Genomic DNA, 18,202 nt, shown 5'->3' with positions numbered 1-18,202 from the left:
ATGCGCATGAAAACCTTCCTCATCGACGACGACGACTTAGGCAACTACCTCACCGAAACCCTGTTGCGGCTGGAAGGCTTCTGCGATGATATCCTCACGTTTCAGCTGGCCGAAGATGCCCTGCAGGCGCTGTTGCAGGCCCGCGGCAGCGAAATACCCCAAATTATATTCCTGGACCTGAACATGCCGCTCATGAATGGCTGGCAGTTTCTGGAAGCGCTGGCGCCTTACCAGGGCCAGCTGCTGGGCCGCTGCCACATCTACATTCTTACCTCCTCGCTGGCTCTCACCGACATGGAAAAAGCCAAAACCTACGACCTGGTGGCCGGCCTCATCCACAAGCCCATCGACAGCGACGAAATCCGCGCTATCCGCTCCCACCTGGAGGAGCAAAAAGCCTAGCGCGGGCGCGGGCTGGCTTGGGGTAAAGCCGATTTTGTACTAGCCCATTCACGTAGAACTGCACGCAGGCCCGCAGCTCCTGGCCGTACTGGCGTAGCTTTTGGGTGTCAGGGACGGCCACCGGGTGAGTGGGCAGCTGGTGCCGCTGGTAGGCATACTGGCGCACCTGGTCGTCGGCGGTAAGCTCCGTCACGTAGTCGTGGTGCACGAGATAGTACGAGCCATTGCTCAAAAACAGCGCACGGCCCGTACTGGCACTATCGAAAGCCGAATAGCCAAAGGGCAGCAGCTGTCGCGGAGCCCGGATGCCCAGCCAGTCCAGCACCGTGGCCTGCACGTCGGCCTGCTGGGTGATGCGCGGACTGGTGGGCGCCGACAGGGCCTGCCCGGGCCGGAACAGCAGCAGGGGCGTTTTGTAGGCACCCAGTAGGTTTTGGTAGCCCCGACGGTCGGTCTGGGAGGTGTGGTCGGCCAGCAGCACAAAGAGGGTACGGCTATACCAGGGCTGACGAGCAGCTGTTTTAAAGAACTGCCGCAGGGCGAAGTCGGAGTAGGCTACGGCGCGGTGAATGGGCAGGGTGCCGCCGGGAAAGCGGCCAGCGTAGCGGGCCGGTACCGTGAAGGGCTCATGGGCCGAAAGCGTGAACAGGGTGCTGAAAAACGGCTCGGGCTGGCGGCTTAGCTCCCGGCAGAAGTACTGCAGGTAAGGCTCGTCAAAGATTCCCCAGTGCCCATCAAAGTCCGGGCTGTTTCGGCTGCCGGGGTATTCATTCAGCCCGTAATAGCGCTGGATACCAGCTACCCCCGCAAAGGTGTTGAAGCCCATGGAGCCATTTTCAGCCCCGTGAAACACGGAGGTGGTATAGCCCTGCTGGCCTAGTATTTCTCCCAGGCCATGCAGTTCGTTGGTTTGAAAGTTGGAGGTAATAAACGGTCCTTCCAGTAAGGACGGAAGGCCCGCCAGCACCGCCGGCAGGGCCTCGATGGAGCGGCGCCCGTTGGCGTAATGGTCGCGGAACAGTAGGCCGCCGTGGGTAGCCAGCGAATCGAAAAAAGGCGTGTAGCCCTGCCCGCTGTTTTCTACTCCGGTGTACTCCGAGGCAAAGCTTTCCAGCAGCAGGATGACCACGTTGTCGCGGCGAGCCGGCGGCGGGTGAGTGGCAACCCGGCGAGCTGCCAGGGCCTGCTGCAACTCCTCGTCAGAGGCAAAGTAGGCTTTGGGCTCGATGGTCGTATAGCCCAGGCTTTTCAGGAAAGTAAATGTGCTGTTCAGTGCCAGGTGGCCCAGGATGGCGGGTTGCTGAGCAAATGCCGCTCCCGTGCGCAGGGGCTTCAGCTGTAAGCCACCCCGGATGCCGACCACCGCCAGGCCGGCGACCAGCAGGGCTTCTACTCCCCAGCGCAGCCATACCCTTCGCGTTTGGCCAGCCTGATGCATAGCCGTGGTTTTGGGCATGGGGTAGAAATACCAGAGCGCGCCCAGCAGCAGGAAAAAGGGCACAAACAGGTACCAGTAATTGGCAAGCAGCTGCCCGGCCTGGCGCTGCACATCGTCCCCAATCGTCGTCAGCTCGTTGGAGGTGCGCCGCCCGATAAACTTGAAGTACTCCCAATCCGCCAGATTCACCATCAGCCCCAGGGCATTCAGCACCAGGTACAGCAGGCGCAGGAACTGCTGCCAGCCCCGCGCTAGGCTCGGAACCAGGCTCAGCACTACCCACGGCAGGTTCAGCAACAGCAAGGCTGATACATCGAAGCGGAAGCCATGCCAGAAGGCCAGCAAGACCTGAGCGGGAGCAGCCGCTTGGAACACCGCTTGGTTCGCCAGATAAAACCCCACGCGCAGTAGCAGGTAGGCCCCGAGCAGCAGGGCAAAACGGCGGAGCAGCAGGCGCAGGTGTTCCGAAAGCATCAGCAAGCATTATTCAGTGGGGCGAAATCGGATGCGCTGCCCGTCGGGCAGGTCTTTGATTTGGCGGTAAAAGCTGGCCAGCCACTGCAGCCGGTCGGCGGCGGGGCGCGCGGCTAGCTGCGGCTTTTCCGAGGCGGTATGAATGCAGACGGGTGGGCTGACGCTCAACAGCTGGCCGGGCGCCAGCACGCCACCGCGCCGTTGAAAGTCGCGCAACAAATCGAGGCCCAAGGCATCAACCGGAAATTTCTCGGCCCCAAACAGGAAGTGCTTGAAGTCCACTTCCAGGTCGGCCAGCTCCCCGGTTTCGGTATCCAGGAACAGCACCGCGTCGCCGCGGAGCAGGAACTGATTGCCCACGCTGTCCTGGGCAAACGGCACATCAGTTTCCAATACGGTGTCGTAGGTGCGCCAGAAGGCGTTTTCACCCTGCCAGGCTTCGGCCAGGGCGTGCCAGGCGGGCGCGCTCACGCAGCCCCGGATGTGCAGGCCGCCGAAGTAGGCTACCACCCCGTTCTGCTCGCGCAAAAAGGCCTGCAGGTAGGAGGGGAGGCGGGCAAAGCTCAGCAGGTCGGTTAGCTCCCCGCCGGTATACAGAATGCCTTTCATAGGGAAGGATGCGAAGCTCCAGCTTCACGCAGCGCCAGGCGGCCCGTGGGCCTGCTTCGCCGCAGTTCGTTCAACAAGGCGCAAAGCTGGAGCTGAACACCACAGAAAAAGCCTTCCCGACCCACGGCCGGAAAGGCTTTCCACTTAGTCGATGAGAAACTTACGCAACGGCTTCTTCCATCACCGAGTCTACCGATTCCAGGGGCAGGCCCCAGGCCTCGGCTACTCCTTTGTACACCACCTTGCCGTGCACCACGTTCAGGCCCAGGCGCAGGGCTTCGTCGCGGCGGCAGGCTTCCTGCCAGCCCAGGTTAGCCAGCTTCACGGCGTAGGGCAGCGTGGCGTTGGTGAGGGCCAGCGTAGAGGTGTAGGGCACGGCACCGGGCATGTTGGCCACGCAGTAGTGCACGATGTCGTCGATGATGAAAGTGGGGTTTTCGTGGGTGGTGGGCTTGCAGGTTTCGATGCAGCCACCCTGGTCCACGGCCACGTCTACCAGCACGGTACCCGGGCGCATGGTCTTGAGCATGTCGCGGGTGATGAGGTGCGGGGCCTTGGCGCCGGGAATCAATACGGCCCCAATGATGAGGTCAGCGGTTTTAATGGCTTCGCGGATGTTGTACTCGTTGGAGTACTGCGTTACCACGTTCTTGGGCATGAAGTCGTCCAGCTCGCGCAGGCGGTTCAGGCTGATGTCCATTACGGTTACTTTCGCGCCCAGACCAGCGGCAATTTTAGCGGCCTGCGTACCCACGATGCCGGCACCCAGCACCAGCACTTCGGCGGGCTTCACACCGGGCACGCCGCCCAGCAGAATGCCCCGGCCTTTCAGAGGCTTCTCCAGGTACTTGGCACCTTCCTGAGGAGCCATACGGCCAGCCACTTCGCTCATGGGAATGAGCAGGGGCAGGGCGCGGGTGGGCAGCTCCACGGTTTCGTAGGCCAGGCACACGGCTTTGCGCTCAATCATGGCGTGGGTCAGCTCCTCGCCCGAGGCAAAGTGGAAGTAGGTGAACAGCAGCTGGTTTTCCTTGATGAGCGGGTACTCCGAAGCAATGGGCTCCTTTACCTTCACAATCATTTCCGCCTGGCCGTACACGTCTTCAATCGTGGGCAGGATGGTGGCGCCGGCCTGCTGGTACTCAGCGTCCGTGAAGCCGCTGCCGTTGCCGGCCGTCGCCTGGACAAACACCTCGTGGCCGTGCTTGCGGAATTCCGCAACGCCAGCGGGCGTCAGGCCCACGCGGTTTTCATTGTTTTTAATCTCTTTCGGAACGCCGATGATCATCGCAGAAAACGAAGTAAGGGTGGGTGGAGAAATGTGCTCGGTAAAGCGGGGGCAAAGATAAGGTGATGAGGGGAACTTGTCACTGCGAACCTATGGCACATCAACCAACGGTCGAGACAATTCAACCTAGCCAGAGCACTATGCCAGAGAATAAGAAAAGCCCCAGCCTTCATTGCTGACGGGCCGGGGCTTTTCCGTGGAAAGTACGGGAGGTAGTAATCAGGGCAAACAGCGCGTCCGGCCGCCTGCTGATGAGACGTTAATAAATGTTGTCCTACTTAAAAGGTACAGCTGCTTCGCCTTCCTTCAGCATGTTGGCGGCCTGCAGGCTTTTTACCACGTTGGCTTTCAGCGTGAGGCGGGCGTCGCCGCTGAGGTCGTTGGAAGCAATAACCACTTCATCCGTCATGGCACCCAGTTTCCGTTGCGAGTAAATCAGCTCGATGACGGCACTCTGCCCGGGCTTTATGGGCGCCGGTACGCTCTTGATGCCCACGCAGTAGCAGCCCGAGGAAAGGGCCCCCAGTACTAGGTCCGATTTGCCCGTGTTGCGCACCGTGAAACGCGCCGTGAGTTGCTGACCGGCCTCCATTTTGCCAAAATCATGTACGGCCCGGTCGAGCACCAGGCGCGGCGACTGCGCCAGCTGGGCCGGGGTCAGGTTCTTTTTCAGCTCGTCCTTGGTCAGCACTGTGCCTTTAATGGTTAGCACCTTGCTGGCTTCGGTGGCATTACTCGTGACGGTGATGGTTTTGTTGAAAACCCCGGGCCGGCCGGCGCTGCTATACACGGCTTTGATGACGCCGGATTTGCCGGGCAGCACGGGAGTTTGCGTCCATTCCGGCGTGGTGCAGCCGCAGCTGGCCTGCACATGGGCCACCACAATGGGCTGGTTGCCTGTGTTTTTAAAGCGAAACTCGTGGGTTGCCATGGTGCCCTCGGGCACGTTGCCAAAGTCGTGGAGCTCTTTGTCGAACGTTAGTACGCCTTGCGCATGCGCCCCAACAGCCAGTAGCAAGGCCAGCACCAGCAGGTAAGTAGTCTTGAGCATAACGAAACGAAATAGCGTAGGGAGGCCAACCAGCCCCGCCTCAGCTCAAAGATAGCCAAAATCCCGCCTTGGTCGTACAAAACGGCCGCCGCCGGGCTGTGTACACGGCTGCGCCCAAATCCGTACTTTTGAGGCGTCATGCCGGTTGCACACCCACTTGCCCGGTTTTCCTGCCCCTCTATTCCCCGCCCGCCCAGTTCGTATGCCTACTCCCGAATCTGCCGAAATCACCACTGCTGTGCTGACTAAAGAAGAACTGCTCCGCGACTACCGCCTGGGGTGTGAAAGTCGTCAGGCCTCGCTTGCGGGCCGCAAGGAAGTGTTCATGGGCAAAGCCAAGTTCGGCATCTTCGGCGACGGCAAGGAGCTGCCCCAGCTGGCCATGGCCCGCGCCTTCCGCCCCGGCGACTGGCGCTCCGGCTACTACCGCGACCAAACCTTCATGTTCGCCATCGGGGAGCTGACGCTGCAGCAGTACTTCGCCCAGCTCTACGCCCACCCCGATGCTGATGCTGAGCCCTCCACGGCGGGCCGCGCCATGAATGGCCACTTCGGCACCCGGTTGCTGGATGAAGATGGCCACTTTAAAAACCAGGCGGAAACCAAGAACTCCTCGGCCGATATTTCGCCCACTGGCGGGCAGATGCCGCGCCTCGTGGGCCTGGCGTATGCCTCCAAGCTCTACCGCCAGAACGCGGAGCTGCAGCAGTACAGCCAGTTTTCGGTGAACGGCAACGAGGTGGCCTTCGGCACCATCGGCAATGCCAGTACGTCGGAGGGCATGTTCTTCGAAGCGCTGAATGCCGCCGGCGTCCTGCAGATTCCGATGCTCGTCAGCGTGTGGGACGACCACTACGGCATTTCCGTGCCCGCCGAGTACCAGACGACCAAGCAAAGCATTTCCGAAATCCTGAAAGGGCTGCAGCGCGAAGGCGAGGGCCAGCAGGGGTTCGAGATTTTCGTGGTAAAAGGCTGGGACTACCCGGCCCTGGTGGAAACCTACCAGCGCGCGGCCGAGCTCTGCCGCACCCAGCACGTGCCCGTACTCATTCACGTGACGGAAGTAACCCAGCCCCAGGGCCACAGCACCAGCGGCTCGCACGAGCGTTACAAGTCGAAAGACCGGCTTTCCTGGGAAGAGGAGCACGACTGCCTCCGCAAGATGCGCGAGTGGCTGCTCGTGGAAGGTTACGCCTCGGAAGAAGAGCTCAGCCAGATTGAAACCGACGCCAAGGAAACCGTACGCCTGGCCCGCACCGCCGCCTGGACAGATTTCTTCAACCCCATCAAGCAGGAGCGCGACGAGGCCGTAGCGCTGCTCAACAAGCTGGTGGCCGAAACCGGTACCGAAAATACCATGCACGAGCTGGTAGAGCAGCTGCAGCAAAACAGCACACCCATCCGCGCCGATATGGTGCGCACCGTGCGCCGCGCCCTACGCCAGGTGCGTGGCCTGCGCAGCGCCGCCCGCCGTGAGTTGCTGAACTGGCTGGAGCAGGCCCAGGCCGAAAACGCCGAGCGGTACAACTCCTATCTGTTCAGCCAGAGCGAGGAGGCCGTGCTGAATATTGAGGAAGTTAAGGTTGAATTTGCACCCAATGCCCCGCTGGTTGACGGCCGCGAAGTGCTGCAGGCCTGCTTTGAAGCCAACTTCCGCCGCGACCCGCGCATCTTCGCTATCGGGGAAGATGTGGGCCGCATCGGCGACGTAAACCAGGCCTTTGCGGGTTTGCAGGAAAAGTTTGGCGAGCTGCGCGTAACCGATACCGGCATCCGGGAATGCACCATTGTGGGGCAGGGGATAGGCGCCGCCCTGCGGGGGCTGCGGCCCATCACCGAAATCCAGTACCTCGACTACCTGCTCTACGCCATCCAGATTCTGAGCGACGACGTGGCCTGCCTGCAGTACCGCACCAAGGGCGGCCAGAAAGCCCCGCTCATCATTCGCACCCGGGGCCACCGGCTGGAAGGTATCTGGCACAGCGGCTCGCCCATCCAAATGATTCTGGGTGCTATCCGCGGTATGCACCTGTGCGTGCCGCGCAACATGACGCAGGCCGCTGGCTTTTACAACACGCTGCTGCGCTCCGATGAGCCCGCCATTGTTATTGAGTGCCTGAACGGGTACCGCCTCAAGGAGCGCATTCCGCAGAACGTAGGCGAGTTTACCTTGCCCCTGGGTCAGCCCGAAATTCTGCAGGAAGGCCACGATGTGACGGTGGTAACCTACGGCTCTATGTGCCGCATTGTGCTAGATGCTGCCAAGCAGCTGGCCGACATAGGCATATCGGTGGAAGTAATTGACGTGCAAACGCTCCTGCCCTTCGACGTGGACCATATTATTGCCGATAGCCTGCGCAAAACCAGCCGTGTACTCTTTGCCGATGAAGATGTGCCGGGCGGTGCCACGGCCTATATGCTGCAGCAGGTACTCGACGAGCAGCAGGCTTACCGCTTCCTCGATGCCCAGCCCCGTTGCCTGGCTGCCCAGGCGCACCGCCCGCCCTACGGCTCCGACGGTGACTACTTCTCGAAGCCCAACGCGGAAGACGTATTCGATGCCGTGTACGAACTGATGCAGGAAGCCGATGCCAAGCGCTTCCCCGCAATTTATTAGCGGCCTTACGTCCTGTTACACGCACGGCCCCGCCCTATTGACTGCGAAAGTCAATAGGGCGGGGCCGTGCGTGTAACAGGACGTAGTGACTAGGGCAGCGTGATGGGATTGGTCGTGATAACGTTGCTTTCGTTCAGGCCCCGGTCGGTAATGTTTATTTCGAGGCGGATAACGTCACCCTTGCGTACGGTTGGGCCGTCCAAGGTGCCATCAATTGGGATGCCGTACAAAATCGCAATAGTGTAGCGTAGATCACCCCGGATAGGAGCTGCCTTATCCGAAGGAGCCAAGTGGTCGAAGCGGCCATCGAAGCCAGGCTCCACATTCAGCGACCGAAATACCCCGTCGGTATCGCGCCGGAAGATCTTGATAAAGTAGTTGTTGAAATACCGGTTGACCGAGCCATCCGGGTTGAATTGTTGAAAAGGAGGCTGTTTGATATCCAGCGAGTCAAGTCCCAGGTCGCCGGTGCCGTCCTTGAAAGCTAGCGTAAGCAAAATAGCTGCCTGTGTGCCGTCGGAAGTTGCCGTCGCCACTGCCGATTTAAACTCGATGCTGGGCTTATCCGGATATTCGGGTGGGGACACGCAGGACACTACCGAGGCGCTGAGCAGCAGCGTCAGCAGTAGTTGCGCTACAACAAGCCGAACCGTACGGGTGAACATCATATGCAGAAAAAGGCCGTGAGTGAGGGGCAAAAGGTACGGATTCTCAACGAAGCCTACGGACCTTTGTTGTGCCATCCATCAAACCCATACCAGGTGCAATGAGTTTCCGCGACGAGTACCTCCGTGAGCTGCCCACCCTCACTCCGGCCACGGCCGAAGCCGCCGCCCTGCGTCTGTTTCGACACCAAGCGCATCATTGTCCCATCTACGCCGAATACCTCACGCAGCTGGGTTGCCAGCGGGAGCACGTAGCCCAGCTGGAAGAAATACCGTTTCTGCCCATTGAGTTCTTTAAAACGCATCGGGTGCAAACCGAGCCGGCTGCCTGGCAACCCCAGGAAGTATTTTTAAGCAGCGGCACCACCCGGCAGCAGCGCAGCCAGCACCTGGTGCGCGACCCGGCCTTGTACCGGACCCACGCTGCCCGCATTTTTGAGCACTACTATGGTGCCCTTGGCGGCTGGACGGTGCTGGCCCTCTTGCCCTCCTATCTGGAGCAGGGTCAGTCGTCGTTGGTGGCTATGGTCGATTATTTCGCCCGGGAATCGGGCCAGCAGCAGCCGGCTTTTTTCTTGCACGACCAGGCCGCGCTGCTCGAAGCCATTCGGGTTGCCCGGCAGGTGCCGGGGCGGCGCGTGCTGCTCCTGGGCGTGAGCTATGCCCTGCTCGACTTTGCCACGACCTATGCCGGTAACCCGGTGCTGCAGGAACTTACGGTGCTCGAAACCGGCGGGATGAAGGGCCGGCGACGGGAAATGATCAGGGAAGAGCTGCACCAGGAGCTACAGGCGGCCTTTGGGCCCGCGGGCATTCATTCCGAATACGGCATGACGGAAATGCTGAGCCAGGCCTACAGCTTCGGGGATGGGCGTTTTCACACGCCTCCGCAGCTGCGTATTCTGCTACGCGACCCTACCGACCCCTTCTCCGTGGATACCACGCGGGCCAGTGGGGCAATCAACGTCATTGACTTGGCCAACGTTGATAGCTGCGCCTTCATCGAAACCAAGGATCTGGCCCGGCTATACCCCGATGGGAGCTTCGAAGTATTAGGTCGGCTGGATAATTCCGACGTGCGCGGCTGCAACCAGTTGGCGGGGTAGAAACGCAACGAGCGGCCTCTGAGGAGGCCGCTCGTCGGAAATAAGCAAGATAAGCGGGGTAATTATAAATGAGCAATAGCGTCAGCAGTACCGTCGGGGTCCGACTTCACGGTGCCGCTGCGTGTAAAGGCCTTGCCGCGGAGCAAGAGCACACCCGCCATGTGTGGGGCTGCCATAGAGGTGCCGCTCATTAGGGCGTAGCCGCCGCCTTTGTAGGTAGAGTTCACCGCTACGCCGGGCATGCAGTAGTCCACGGTAGGATTGCCAAAGCACGAGAAGGAAGCCCACGTATCCAGGTTATTCATGGCCGTCACGGTAAACACGTTGGCGTGGTTGACGCGGGAAGGGGAATGCAGCGTGGCGCTCTTGGCATCATTACCCGCCGACACGGCAAACAAAATGCCCTTGTTGGCGGCCCGCACCACGGCTGCATCAAGCGACAGGGAAGTACCCCCACTAATGCTCATGTTTACTACGTCCCCAGCCTTGGCCGTAGCGGCCACATAGTCGAGGCCCGCAATAACGACGGAAGAGGAGGAACTGCCAGTAGCGTCCATCACCTTTACGGCTACAATAGTAGCGCCGGCGGCTACGCCCACTACGCCCAGGGTGTTGTTCTTGGCAGCAATAGTGCCGGCTACGTGGGTGCCGTGGCCGTTGAGGTCATTGGCACTGGTGGCATCGGCGCCCAGCGGATAAAACGTTCGGCTACGGGTGCGGTCAACGGTCAGATCAGGGTGCGTCAGTTCCACTCCGGTATCCAGAATCCAGACGGTTTTGCCTACGCCGCTGGCCGTGCCTACGCGCTTGATGCCGTAGGGAATGGTTTGGGTAGAAGCAGTCGTCGTCGTGGTGGTCGTTGTCGTCTGCTCAATGGTCATCACCTGGTCGGGCTCCACGTAGTCTACCCGGGCATCCTGGGCCAGGTCGGCGGCCTCAGCCGCGGTCAGATCAGCTGCAAACCCGCGCAATACCTGGCTGTAGGTGCGGCCTACTTTTTCGGCCCGCAGCCCGCGCTGCCGCAGCAGCCCCTGGGCTACACCGCGCACTTTCTCACCCCGTTCCGCGTAACGGGCCTCGGTGATTTCGGCCTCATTCGCAGCAATATCGTTCAGCGCATCACTTCCGTCTTTCAGCACCACAATGTACTTCCCGGCAACGGCCTGACCGGCTACTTTGCTCGCTGAGCTGATTGGGCTGGCGGGGCGAGGGTCGTTGGGGGTAATGGAGTCTTTGGCGCAGCTGGCCAGCAAGGAAGAACCTAAAACGGCGGCACCTAACCAGGCACTGAAACGGAAATTCTGAACGAGATTCACCATGCGTAATCAACAGGGGTTACGTGAGATAAAAGACTGCTCAGGGGCGGTCTGGAGGCCGGAAACCAGCTTATCCGTTTGATAAGTGTATGACCGGTTGCTTGCTTACCAGACAATAGCTACTTCGCTATAGTTCACATTTTTTTCAAAAACCGGCAACCAAACAAAAAAGCCGCTCGTATAGGAGCGGCTTTTTTTGCGAAAATGGCAAAATTATGTTGGCGGCTATTTCCCGGCAAAGGCGCGGGCATCAGCCTCCGTAATCGTGTCGTCGCTCATAATGACGAGGCGCTCTACCACGTTGCGCAACTCGCGGATGTTGCCGCGCCAGTCGAGGCTTTGTAGGTAGCCCAAAGCCGCGTCGTCAATCTTCTTGGGCTTGTTCCCGTAGTCCTGGGCAATGTCCTGCAGAAATTTCTGAATGAGGGCCGGAATGTCTTCGCGCCGGTCGTTGAGGGCAGGCACTTGGATCAGGATAACCGAGAGGCGGTGGTAGAGGTCTTCCCGGAAGTTGCGGTCGGCTATTTCCTGGAGCAGGTCTTTGTTGGTGGCGGCCAGCACGCGCACGTTCACCGAAATTTCCTTTTCGCCGCCCACGCGGGTAATCTTGTTTTCCTGCAGAGCCCGGAGCACCTTGGCCTGCGCTGAGAGGCTCATGTCGCCGATTTCGTCGAGGAACAAGGTGCCGCCGTCAGCCTGTTCGAACTTGCCGATGCGCTGCTTGACGGCCGAGGTAAAGGAGCCTTTTTCGTGGCCAAACAGCTCCGACTCAATCAGCTCGGACGGAATAGCGGCGCAGTTTACTTCTACCAACGGGCCGCTGGCGCGGTTGCTGAGCTCGTGGAGCTGGCGGGCGACCATTTCCTTGCCGGCTCCGTTGGGGCCTGTTATGAGCACGCGGGCATCGGTGGGGGCTACCTTCTCAATGGCCTTGCGCACGGCACCCAGGGCCGCCGAGTCGCCCACCATTTCCGAGTTTTTGGCCAGCTTTTTCTTCAGAGTTTTGTTTTCCGTGGCTAGCTTGGTGGTTTCGGTGGCCAGCTTGGTGCGGTCCAGGGCGTTGCGCACCGTCACGAGCAGGCGGTTCAGGTCTGGTGGCTTCTGCAGGAAATCGTAGGCGCCTTTTTTGGTGGCATCCACGGCCATTTCCACGTTGCCATGAGCTGAGACCATAATAAAGGCGGCTTCCGGCGCCACAATACGGGCCCTTTCCAACACCTCAATACCATCCATCTTGGGCATCTTCACGTCGCAGAGCACTACGTCGTACTTGTCTTTGATGAGCATATCCAGGCCGGTAGGGCCATCTTCGGCCTGGCTTACCTGGTAGTTCTCATACTCCAGAATTTCTTTCAGGGTGTTCCGGATAGCGCGTTCGTCGTCAATAATCAGGATGCGGGGCATGGGCTGAGAAAAGGCAGGGGAGAAAAATCAAAGAAACGAAAAGCCGGCCGCAAATAGGCGGGCCGGAATGGGAAAACCTCGTTGCCGCCAACTTGGGTTACTTGTCGAGGATAAGCTGGCAACTCAGCTGCTTTTCCTGCGTACGCTTGGCGGCGGGCAAAGGTAGTGGCCATGTGCGCCGGACAGGCAAAAACGGCCGCCGCACCCGAAGATACGACGGCCGCCTGGTAGCCGGTGATGAGTCTGTAAGCCGGGTTTTGTCCGCTGCCGAAGCCGCGGCCCCACCATTTATCTAGGCCAGTCCTCGCGGAAAGGCTCCATCAACCTACCCGCTGACGCCGGACGAGCCGCCCGGTGCCCGCCCCCGAAAGGGCTGGCGTGCCAGCTTATTTGGTCTTTCAACCCCTGAGGTTTACCCAGCCGGCATGGTTGCCCAGCCGCTGGTGCGCTCTTACCGCACCTTTTCACCCTTACCTTTTTTTGAGCTGATAGCTAGCTGCTATTAGTCTTCGCAGAACGAAAGCTAACAGCCAAAAAACGGCGGTAATTTTCTGTGGCACTAGCTGTCCTAGGAGGCTTTACGCCGCCTAGTCCTTCCCGTTAGGAAGCAGGGTGCTCTGCGTTGCCCGGACTTTCCTCGTCGCCTTACTTGCGTTTGGCGCCGCGGTGGGGCGACCCATCACTGCCAGCAAAGGTACGTAGCCTTTGCCGGGCTACCGCATCCGGCACCCGGTATTCGCGGAAGCAGGCCTCGGCAAGCCAGCGGCGGCTTGAGCCGAAGGGGCCAGTGTGGGTGACCAACACAAAGTTGCGCGGTGAGCAGCCTGGCCAAGCATTTTGCTAGTGGCTTATTGATGCGGTAAGAGTCAGATAGCCTGGGGTATAGGCTTATTGGGCAGACGGCAGTGCATTAAAAAGCTTTAATCCTTTGCATTTAACCTATATAAAGTATTTCCTTGTGAAGGCAGGGCGTGTGGGACAGCGCAGTAGGGGGCGGGTTTGATGAGTGGGAAGGGAATGAGGTTAGAGCAGGCAGAAAACAAAAAGCAGAAGGTCTGAAACTGAACTGAAGACAGCACTAATTCAGCGACACATGAATTTCAGAAAGTACATCGAGAGAATTAAACATCTTGATTATCTAATAGGCAAAGAGGCTACCGGCACGCCCGTAGAGCTGGCGCAGCGTCTGGAGATAAGCCGTTCACAGCTGTATAATATTCTGGACTACTTACGGGACGAAGGCCTAACCATTGATTTTTCTCGGAAGCGCAACAGCTTCTACTACGCCGATAAGGCCAAGCTTAAAATAGAGTTTTCGCTGAAGGTTCTGCGGGATGATGATAGCCAAAATATTGTTGGTGGATTTTATAAAAATTATTTTCCGATTCAATTTTATTGGACGGAGTGAGGCTTCTTTTGTGCTATAGCAGCTGGGGTAACACCTACGCTGCTGGCTTACAAACGTGACCTCAAGGCGTAGCTGGCTGCCTACAAATGCCCGCGCATAGTATCTCTCTTACCAACAACACATGAACAACTTTTCTGCACAACTGGAAGAATTCGGCGTGATTTCAATGAACGCTGAGGACATGCAACAGGTAGAAGGCGGCCTGTTTCCCATTGTGGTTCTGGGCGTGGTTATCACCGCTGAAGCAGCTGGCTGGATTGCCGCTGGCACCGTAGCTGCTGGCCTGTTCGGGGCTGGTGTGTACGTAGGCTACACCACCGCTAAGTAGTCGGGTTGCGGTCTTCGGGGTACAGGGCTAGCACGTTGTGCAGTGCCGTTGATGTTCTCCGAGCCAGTCAGATGTTTCCTAACCACAAAATAATAAACGTATGAACGCTCAGTTGTTGAAACTGGACGAGTTCAACCTGGTTGAACTGTCCCACGACGAAAATGCCGAAATCGAAGGTGGCTTTCTGGTTCAGTTCCTGGCAATCGGTGCAGCTATGGCTGCGGGGGTTGCTATTTACGAGGCCGGCAAATACACCGGTGAGTTCATCTACCACGTAACGCACTAATTTAATTCCCGAATTATGAAAATGGCCGACACGGAATTGCTGGAGAAATTTGCTTATCTATTGCAAAATAAATACGCAAAACCTTTTCTTATTTTTTTCTCGGCTTATTTCATTTTTAGGTTCGGGAAATGCGTAGGTGAATTTATTTACTATGTAACCAGGTAAATTCACCTTTCAAGCAAAAAGGGGCCGCATGAATAGTCTATTCATGCGGCCCTTTTACGTTTTGCAATTACTGTATATGGCAACAGCCGTTTGGCAACCAGTGCGACCCGCAGTTAGTGGCTCCCCGAGTAATAGTAGCAGGAAAAGAAACTGCTAAGATCTGACCTTAGCTTGGTGTCCTAATAGTAAGATTTGATGCTCAGAAGGTTCGGTACGCTCATCCTGTTAGGCGCCAGGAAAAAGTAGCCGCACACCACCGGTAAAACAATGGCCACGGCCAGATCCAGGGCATGTACTGCTCCTAGTACGTAGCGTTGCTGACTGACTATCGAAAGCAGCAGCCCCAAGAAATAGGGGAGAATAACGGAGTAAATCAAGTAAACAAAGGGTGGGGCCAGCGCGTGTAGCTTGCCTCTGATTTTCCAACGAAGCAAAGGCAAGAGCAGGCCGAGAGCAGCCAAGCCTACGCCCCCGCTAACCTCGACAGGGCTGAGCGGCCAACTTCCATAAGTCGCATATACTGCCAGGAACCAAACCAAAAGGCTGGGTAAAAACACAAACAGCAGGAGTATGCCCATAGCGGTACGCTTCTGGTTTTATACGTATGACTTATAGCTTAAGGGCGCTTTGGTAAAGGACGAGGCTTCACAAAATAGCTGTCCAACTTCTTAATTTCTGCCTGAGTGTTTCGGGAAACGATGCGTTGGCAAATATGAAGATCTTGGCCTGAATTGGTGTAGAGGACATAAGTGCTACCCGCAACTAGGCGAATGCCGCAACTACTGCCAGTATGCAGCGTTAGGGTGTCAGCAGGCTGCCCGCGCCATGTTTTTAAGGGAACAAACCTGTAAGTGGCGCTGAAAGAAGTCGATGAATCGTTAACCTGACTGACTTGAACTAGCTTTCCGAGGAAAATCAAAGAATTTATCTTAACTGCACTGTTGAATTCGCGGGCCTGAATGCTGCATTTGCAGCCTATAGCTTCTCCTGATGCCAGTAGCAACAGCGTAGAGACCAGCAAAAAAGTAGTTAACAGGCGCATGCTTGGAATAGGCGGGATAGAGTTGAAAACGCACTGACTTACTTCCCTTCCCACACATTATCCTTCGGGTAGCTGTCGGGCACTAGCGTAGCGCCGAGCTTCACCTGCTTCACGGCTTTGGTGGTGGCTAGGGGCACCGTCACGGTGCGGGCGCCTGTTTCCCAGACTTCGATGGTGCGGTGCAGTTGCTGGGTGGAGTTGTCCTGATACATTACCGTGAGGTACACGGGCACGGGCTTGGTGCCTTTGGCTTCCACGGTCACGTCGTAGCCCGTGGCGGTTTTGGCCACGTTCTGAATGCCCAAGTCGGGGTAGCCACCGTCGAAAAACCAGCGCTGCCAGAACCAGTTGAGGTTGCGGCCCGCCCCGGCGTTCATCGAGTTGAAGAAGTCGTAGGGCATGGGGTGCTTGCCATTCCAGTTGCGGATGTAAGTGTGTAGGGCCTTCGTGAACAGCTCGTCACCCAGCAAGTCCTTCACGTAGAGGTAGCCGAACGCGGGCTTGGGGTAGGAATTCAGGAAGAAAGGCAGTCCGTTCTGCTGAGTCGTCAACGTCATGATGGGCAGGTCCGACTCGGTGGCGGCGTTCTGGGCGTAGGGGGCAATGCCATAATCGTCGTCCAGCGTGGGGTCAATCTGCTTGGAAATCAGCCATTCGCCAATGGTGGCCCAGCCCTCATCCATCCAGCCGTACTTGGTTTCGTTGATGCCCATGTAGAACGGGAACATCGTGTGGAAAATCTCGTGGTCGGTGAGCGTAATGGCGTCCTGGCGGGTTTCGACGGGGTTGTCGTTCACCATCATGGGGTACTCCATCTGGTCGAGGCCGTCGAAGATGGTTTCGTGGGAGTAGGGGAAGGGCCACTTAGGGAAATTGTAACTCATGGCCTCCACCGTTTTGCGGGCGAAGTGAATCACCTCCTCGTAGTCCTTATGCTTGGTGTTGTACACCGCATCCACGCGGGTGCGGCGCTTGGTGGCGGGGTCCACCACCAGGCTGCTCGACTGCCACACGTAGTGGTCGGCGGTGGCAAACACGAAGTCTGTCACATTTTTGGCCTCAAAGTGCCAGGTGTTCTGGGCGTTCGGGGCGGTTATGTCCTGTTTCTTGAGGTCGGCTTCGGTGATGATGCTGGTAATGGCGTCCTTCTTTTCCGCGTCGCGCAGGCGCTTCACGTACTTTTTGCCCAGCACCGCGTCGGCGTTGGTTAGGTCGCCGGTGGCCCACACCACGAAGTTGCGGGGCACGGTAATGTCGGCCGAGAAGTTGGCGAAGTCGTTATAAAATTCCTGGGAGCCGATGTAGGGGTGGCGGTTCCAGCCGTCGATGTCGTCGTACACGGCCACGCGCGGGAAAAAGTAGGCCACGAAGTCGGCGCCGGGCTCAATTTCCCCGGTACGCATGTGGGAGCCTTTGTTGAGCGTGTAGCTGTACGTCACGCTGATCTGGGCCGTCTGCTTCGCGCCCAGGGTGCGCGGCAGGGGCACGAACATGTTGGTGGCGTCGGGCTGCAGCTTGGCCACGTCCACGGCCTGCCCGTTAATGCTCAGGGCCTCAATTTTCATTCCCTCCGTAAGGTCTTCGGGGCTGATGCGGCCGGCCCGGGGCGCTCCTTGCTGGTAGTAGTTGGGGTAGATTTTAAACAGCAACTGCCGGAGCGAATCGGGGCTTTGGTTGTGGTAGGCAATTTGCGCGGTGCCCGCCACGCGCCGGCTGGCCGGGTCGAAGTTGACTTTGAGGGTGTAGTCGGCCGAGTTCTGCCAGTAGTTGGGGCCAGGCTGGCCGTTTTCGGCGCGGGTGCCTTTGGCGTAGGTAGCTTGCAGGTTGCGTGGCACCGGCAGCGGCTGCTGGGCCAACGCGGAGAAGGAAAGGAGGGAAGCGGCGAAAAGTAAGGGGAGTTTCATGCGGCGGATTGAGTTGCTGCCGCAAAGTACCCGTATGGCCCGGAATGGTTGCGCTGGGGCTTGGCTTGAAATCAGTAACTGATGAAAACTTTGCCGGTGGAAAGTAAGCCAGGGTAATTTTTTAAGCTGTCGAGTAAGGCTTGGCTCCGTAGTGATTCGACTAGCTGGTAATTTTGGATACTGTCCTTGGTGAAAAACGTCAGTGAACCGCCTTGCATAATGAACACGTCGTGGTCGAACACCTGATTGCCGCTCCACTTGGCCTGGAGGATGCGAAGGTTATAGAAATAGTATAAACCTGAACACGGACTCAGTTGAACCAACGGCTCTATGCCTAGAACGGAGGCAAATGGTTTGCGAAGCAGTGGTACAGAATAGGTAGCTCGAAATTGCGCTGCAAACTGCGAAAGTAAGTTGCTCTGACACAAGCAGGAGTCAGTAACGAACACATATTCCTGGCGTGCCTTATTGCGGAAGTGTTTGCTTCCCGCTATAACAGGGACCTGGGAAGCTTTTTTGACGGCATAAAGTGAATTGCTGGAACATGCCGTTCCGAAGCCACAAATCAGGCTGCCGACTAGAGAGTGTGGACAGTCAGCGCATCCAATCCAGGGCGGCGAGCAGGTGAGCGACGGCTAAAAAAGAGGCGGCGGTTTTCTCGTAGCGGGTGGCCAAGCCTCGCGCTTCTTTGAGCCGGCC

16 protein-coding genes and 1 other RNA gene are annotated in these 18,202 nt (G+C 58.1%); 6 read left to right on the top strand and 11 right to left on the bottom strand.

Going from position 1 to position 18,202, the window contains the following annotated elements; genetic code table 11:
• The first annotated feature begins 6 nt into the window (after positions 1-6).
• The gene (locus FY528_RS07560; RefSeq protein WP_168682874.1) at positions 7-402 is read left to right on the top strand and encodes a response regulator; all 396 of its coding nucleotides are present in this window, start codon (positions 7-9) and stop codon (positions 400-402) included.
• On the opposite strand, the gene FY528_RS07555 is transcribed toward FY528_RS07560, so the two are convergent.
• The 4 genes from FY528_RS07555 to FY528_RS07540 all read right to left on the bottom strand — a co-directional run bounded on the left by FY528_RS07555 (position 368) and on the right by FY528_RS07540 (position 5,262).
• A complete protein-coding gene (locus FY528_RS07555; protein WP_149070390.1) occupies positions 368-2,314 on the bottom strand; it encodes an LTA synthase family protein in 1,947 nt (648 codons plus the stop codon). The two genes, FY528_RS07560 and FY528_RS07555, sit on opposite strands and share 35 nt — an antisense overlap.
• 9 nt (positions 2,315-2,323) lie before the next feature.
• Positions 2,324-2,923, bottom strand: a complete 600-nt coding sequence (locus FY528_RS07550; protein WP_149070389.1) for an SMI1/KNR4 family protein — start codon at positions 2,921-2,923, stop codon at positions 2,324-2,326.
• A 160-nt stretch (positions 2,924-3,083) separates the two neighbouring features.
• Positions 3,084-4,211, bottom strand: a complete 1,128-nt coding sequence (ald, locus tag FY528_RS07545; RefSeq protein WP_149070388.1) for an alanine dehydrogenase — start codon at positions 4,209-4,211, stop codon at positions 3,084-3,086.
• A gap of 274 nt (positions 4,212-4,485) precedes the next feature.
• Positions 4,486-5,262 carry a DUF1573 domain-containing protein gene (locus FY528_RS07540; RefSeq protein ID WP_149070387.1) on the bottom strand — a complete coding sequence of 259 codons (777 nt, stop codon included), beginning with the start codon at positions 5,260-5,262 and terminating at the stop codon, positions 4,486-4,488.
• A gap of 202 nt (positions 5,263-5,464) precedes the next feature.
• Here FY528_RS07540 and FY528_RS07535 point away from each other — a divergent pair, with 202 nt between their 5' ends.
• Positions 5,465-7,879, top strand: coding sequence for an alpha-ketoacid dehydrogenase subunit alpha/beta (locus tag FY528_RS07535; protein ID WP_149070386.1), 2,415 nt, complete (start codon positions 5,465-5,467; stop codon positions 7,877-7,879).
• 89 nt (positions 7,880-7,968) lie between these two features.
• On the opposite strand, the gene FY528_RS07530 is transcribed toward FY528_RS07535, so the two are convergent.
• Positions 7,969-8,547: a hypothetical protein gene (locus tag FY528_RS07530; protein WP_149070385.1), complete on the bottom strand. Its 579-nt coding sequence runs from the start codon at positions 8,545-8,547 to the stop codon at positions 7,969-7,971.
• Between the two features lie 98 nt (positions 8,548-8,645).
• Here FY528_RS07530 and FY528_RS07525 point away from each other — a divergent pair, with 98 nt between their 5' ends.
• Positions 8,646-9,650 carry an acyl-CoA synthetase family protein gene (locus FY528_RS07525; protein ID WP_149070384.1) on the top strand — a complete coding sequence of 335 codons (1,005 nt, stop codon included), beginning with the start codon at positions 8,646-8,648 and terminating at the stop codon, positions 9,648-9,650.
• Between the two features lie 62 nt (positions 9,651-9,712).
• Here FY528_RS07525 and FY528_RS07520 read toward each other — a convergent pair whose 3' ends face one another.
• The 3 genes from FY528_RS07520 to rnpB form a co-directional block, all read right to left on the bottom strand.
• Positions 9,713-10,969, bottom strand: coding sequence for a S8 family serine peptidase (locus FY528_RS07520; RefSeq protein ID WP_149070383.1), 1,257 nt, complete (start codon positions 10,967-10,969; stop codon positions 9,713-9,715).
• A 222-nt stretch (positions 10,970-11,191) separates the two neighbouring features.
• Positions 11,192-12,370 carry a sigma-54-dependent transcriptional regulator gene (locus FY528_RS07515; protein WP_149070382.1) on the bottom strand — a complete coding sequence of 393 codons (1,179 nt, stop codon included), beginning with the start codon at positions 12,368-12,370 and terminating at the stop codon, positions 11,192-11,194.
• 230 nt (positions 12,371-12,600) lie between these two features.
• An RNA gene (gene rnpB, locus FY528_RS07510) (RNase P RNA component class A) lies at positions 12,601-13,053 on the bottom strand.
• A gap of 410 nt (positions 13,054-13,463) precedes the next feature.
• Here rnpB and FY528_RS07505 point away from each other — a divergent pair.
• The 3 genes from FY528_RS07505 (at position 13,464) to FY528_RS07495 (ending at position 14,392) form a co-directional block, all read left to right on the top strand.
• Complete coding sequence (locus FY528_RS07505) at positions 13,464-13,778, top strand: HTH domain-containing protein (RefSeq protein ID WP_149070381.1); 315 nt, start codon at positions 13,464-13,466, stop codon at positions 13,776-13,778.
• Between the two features lie 121 nt (positions 13,779-13,899).
• Positions 13,900-14,106, top strand: a complete 207-nt coding sequence (locus FY528_RS07500) for a hypothetical protein (RefSeq protein ID WP_149070380.1) — start codon at positions 13,900-13,902, stop codon at positions 14,104-14,106.
• Between the two features lie 100 nt (positions 14,107-14,206).
• Entirely contained in the window at positions 14,207-14,392 is a 186-nt protein-coding gene (locus FY528_RS07495; protein ID WP_149070379.1) for a class IIb bacteriocin, lactobin A/cerein 7B family, read from the top strand.
• 344 nt (positions 14,393-14,736) lie between these two features.
• On the opposite strand, the gene FY528_RS07490 is transcribed toward FY528_RS07495, so the two are convergent.
• From FY528_RS07490 to FY528_RS07480, 3 genes are read right to left on the bottom strand one after another with little or no spacing between them, the layout of a single operon-like run.
• A complete protein-coding gene (locus FY528_RS07490; protein ID WP_149070378.1) occupies positions 14,737-15,135 on the bottom strand; it encodes a hypothetical protein in 399 nt (132 codons plus the stop codon).
• A gap of 38 nt (positions 15,136-15,173) precedes the next feature.
• Positions 15,174-15,599, bottom strand: a complete 426-nt coding sequence (locus FY528_RS07485) for a hypothetical protein (RefSeq protein ID WP_149070377.1) — start codon at positions 15,597-15,599, stop codon at positions 15,174-15,176.
• A gap of 38 nt (positions 15,600-15,637) precedes the next feature.
• Complete coding sequence (locus FY528_RS07480; protein ID WP_149070376.1) at positions 15,638-17,503, bottom strand: M1 family metallopeptidase; 1,866 nt, start codon at positions 17,501-17,503, stop codon at positions 15,638-15,640.
• Positions 17,504-18,202 lie beyond the last annotated feature (699 nt).

This window comes from Hymenobacter lutimineralis, from assembly GCF_008271285.1.
In the GTDB taxonomy this organism is placed as follows: Bacteria; Bacteroidota; Bacteroidia; order Cytophagales; family Hymenobacteraceae; genus Hymenobacter; species Hymenobacter lutimineralis.
The sequence above is the reverse complement of the archived record's forward strand: the minus strand, read 5'-3'. Positions and strand labels throughout refer to the sequence as shown.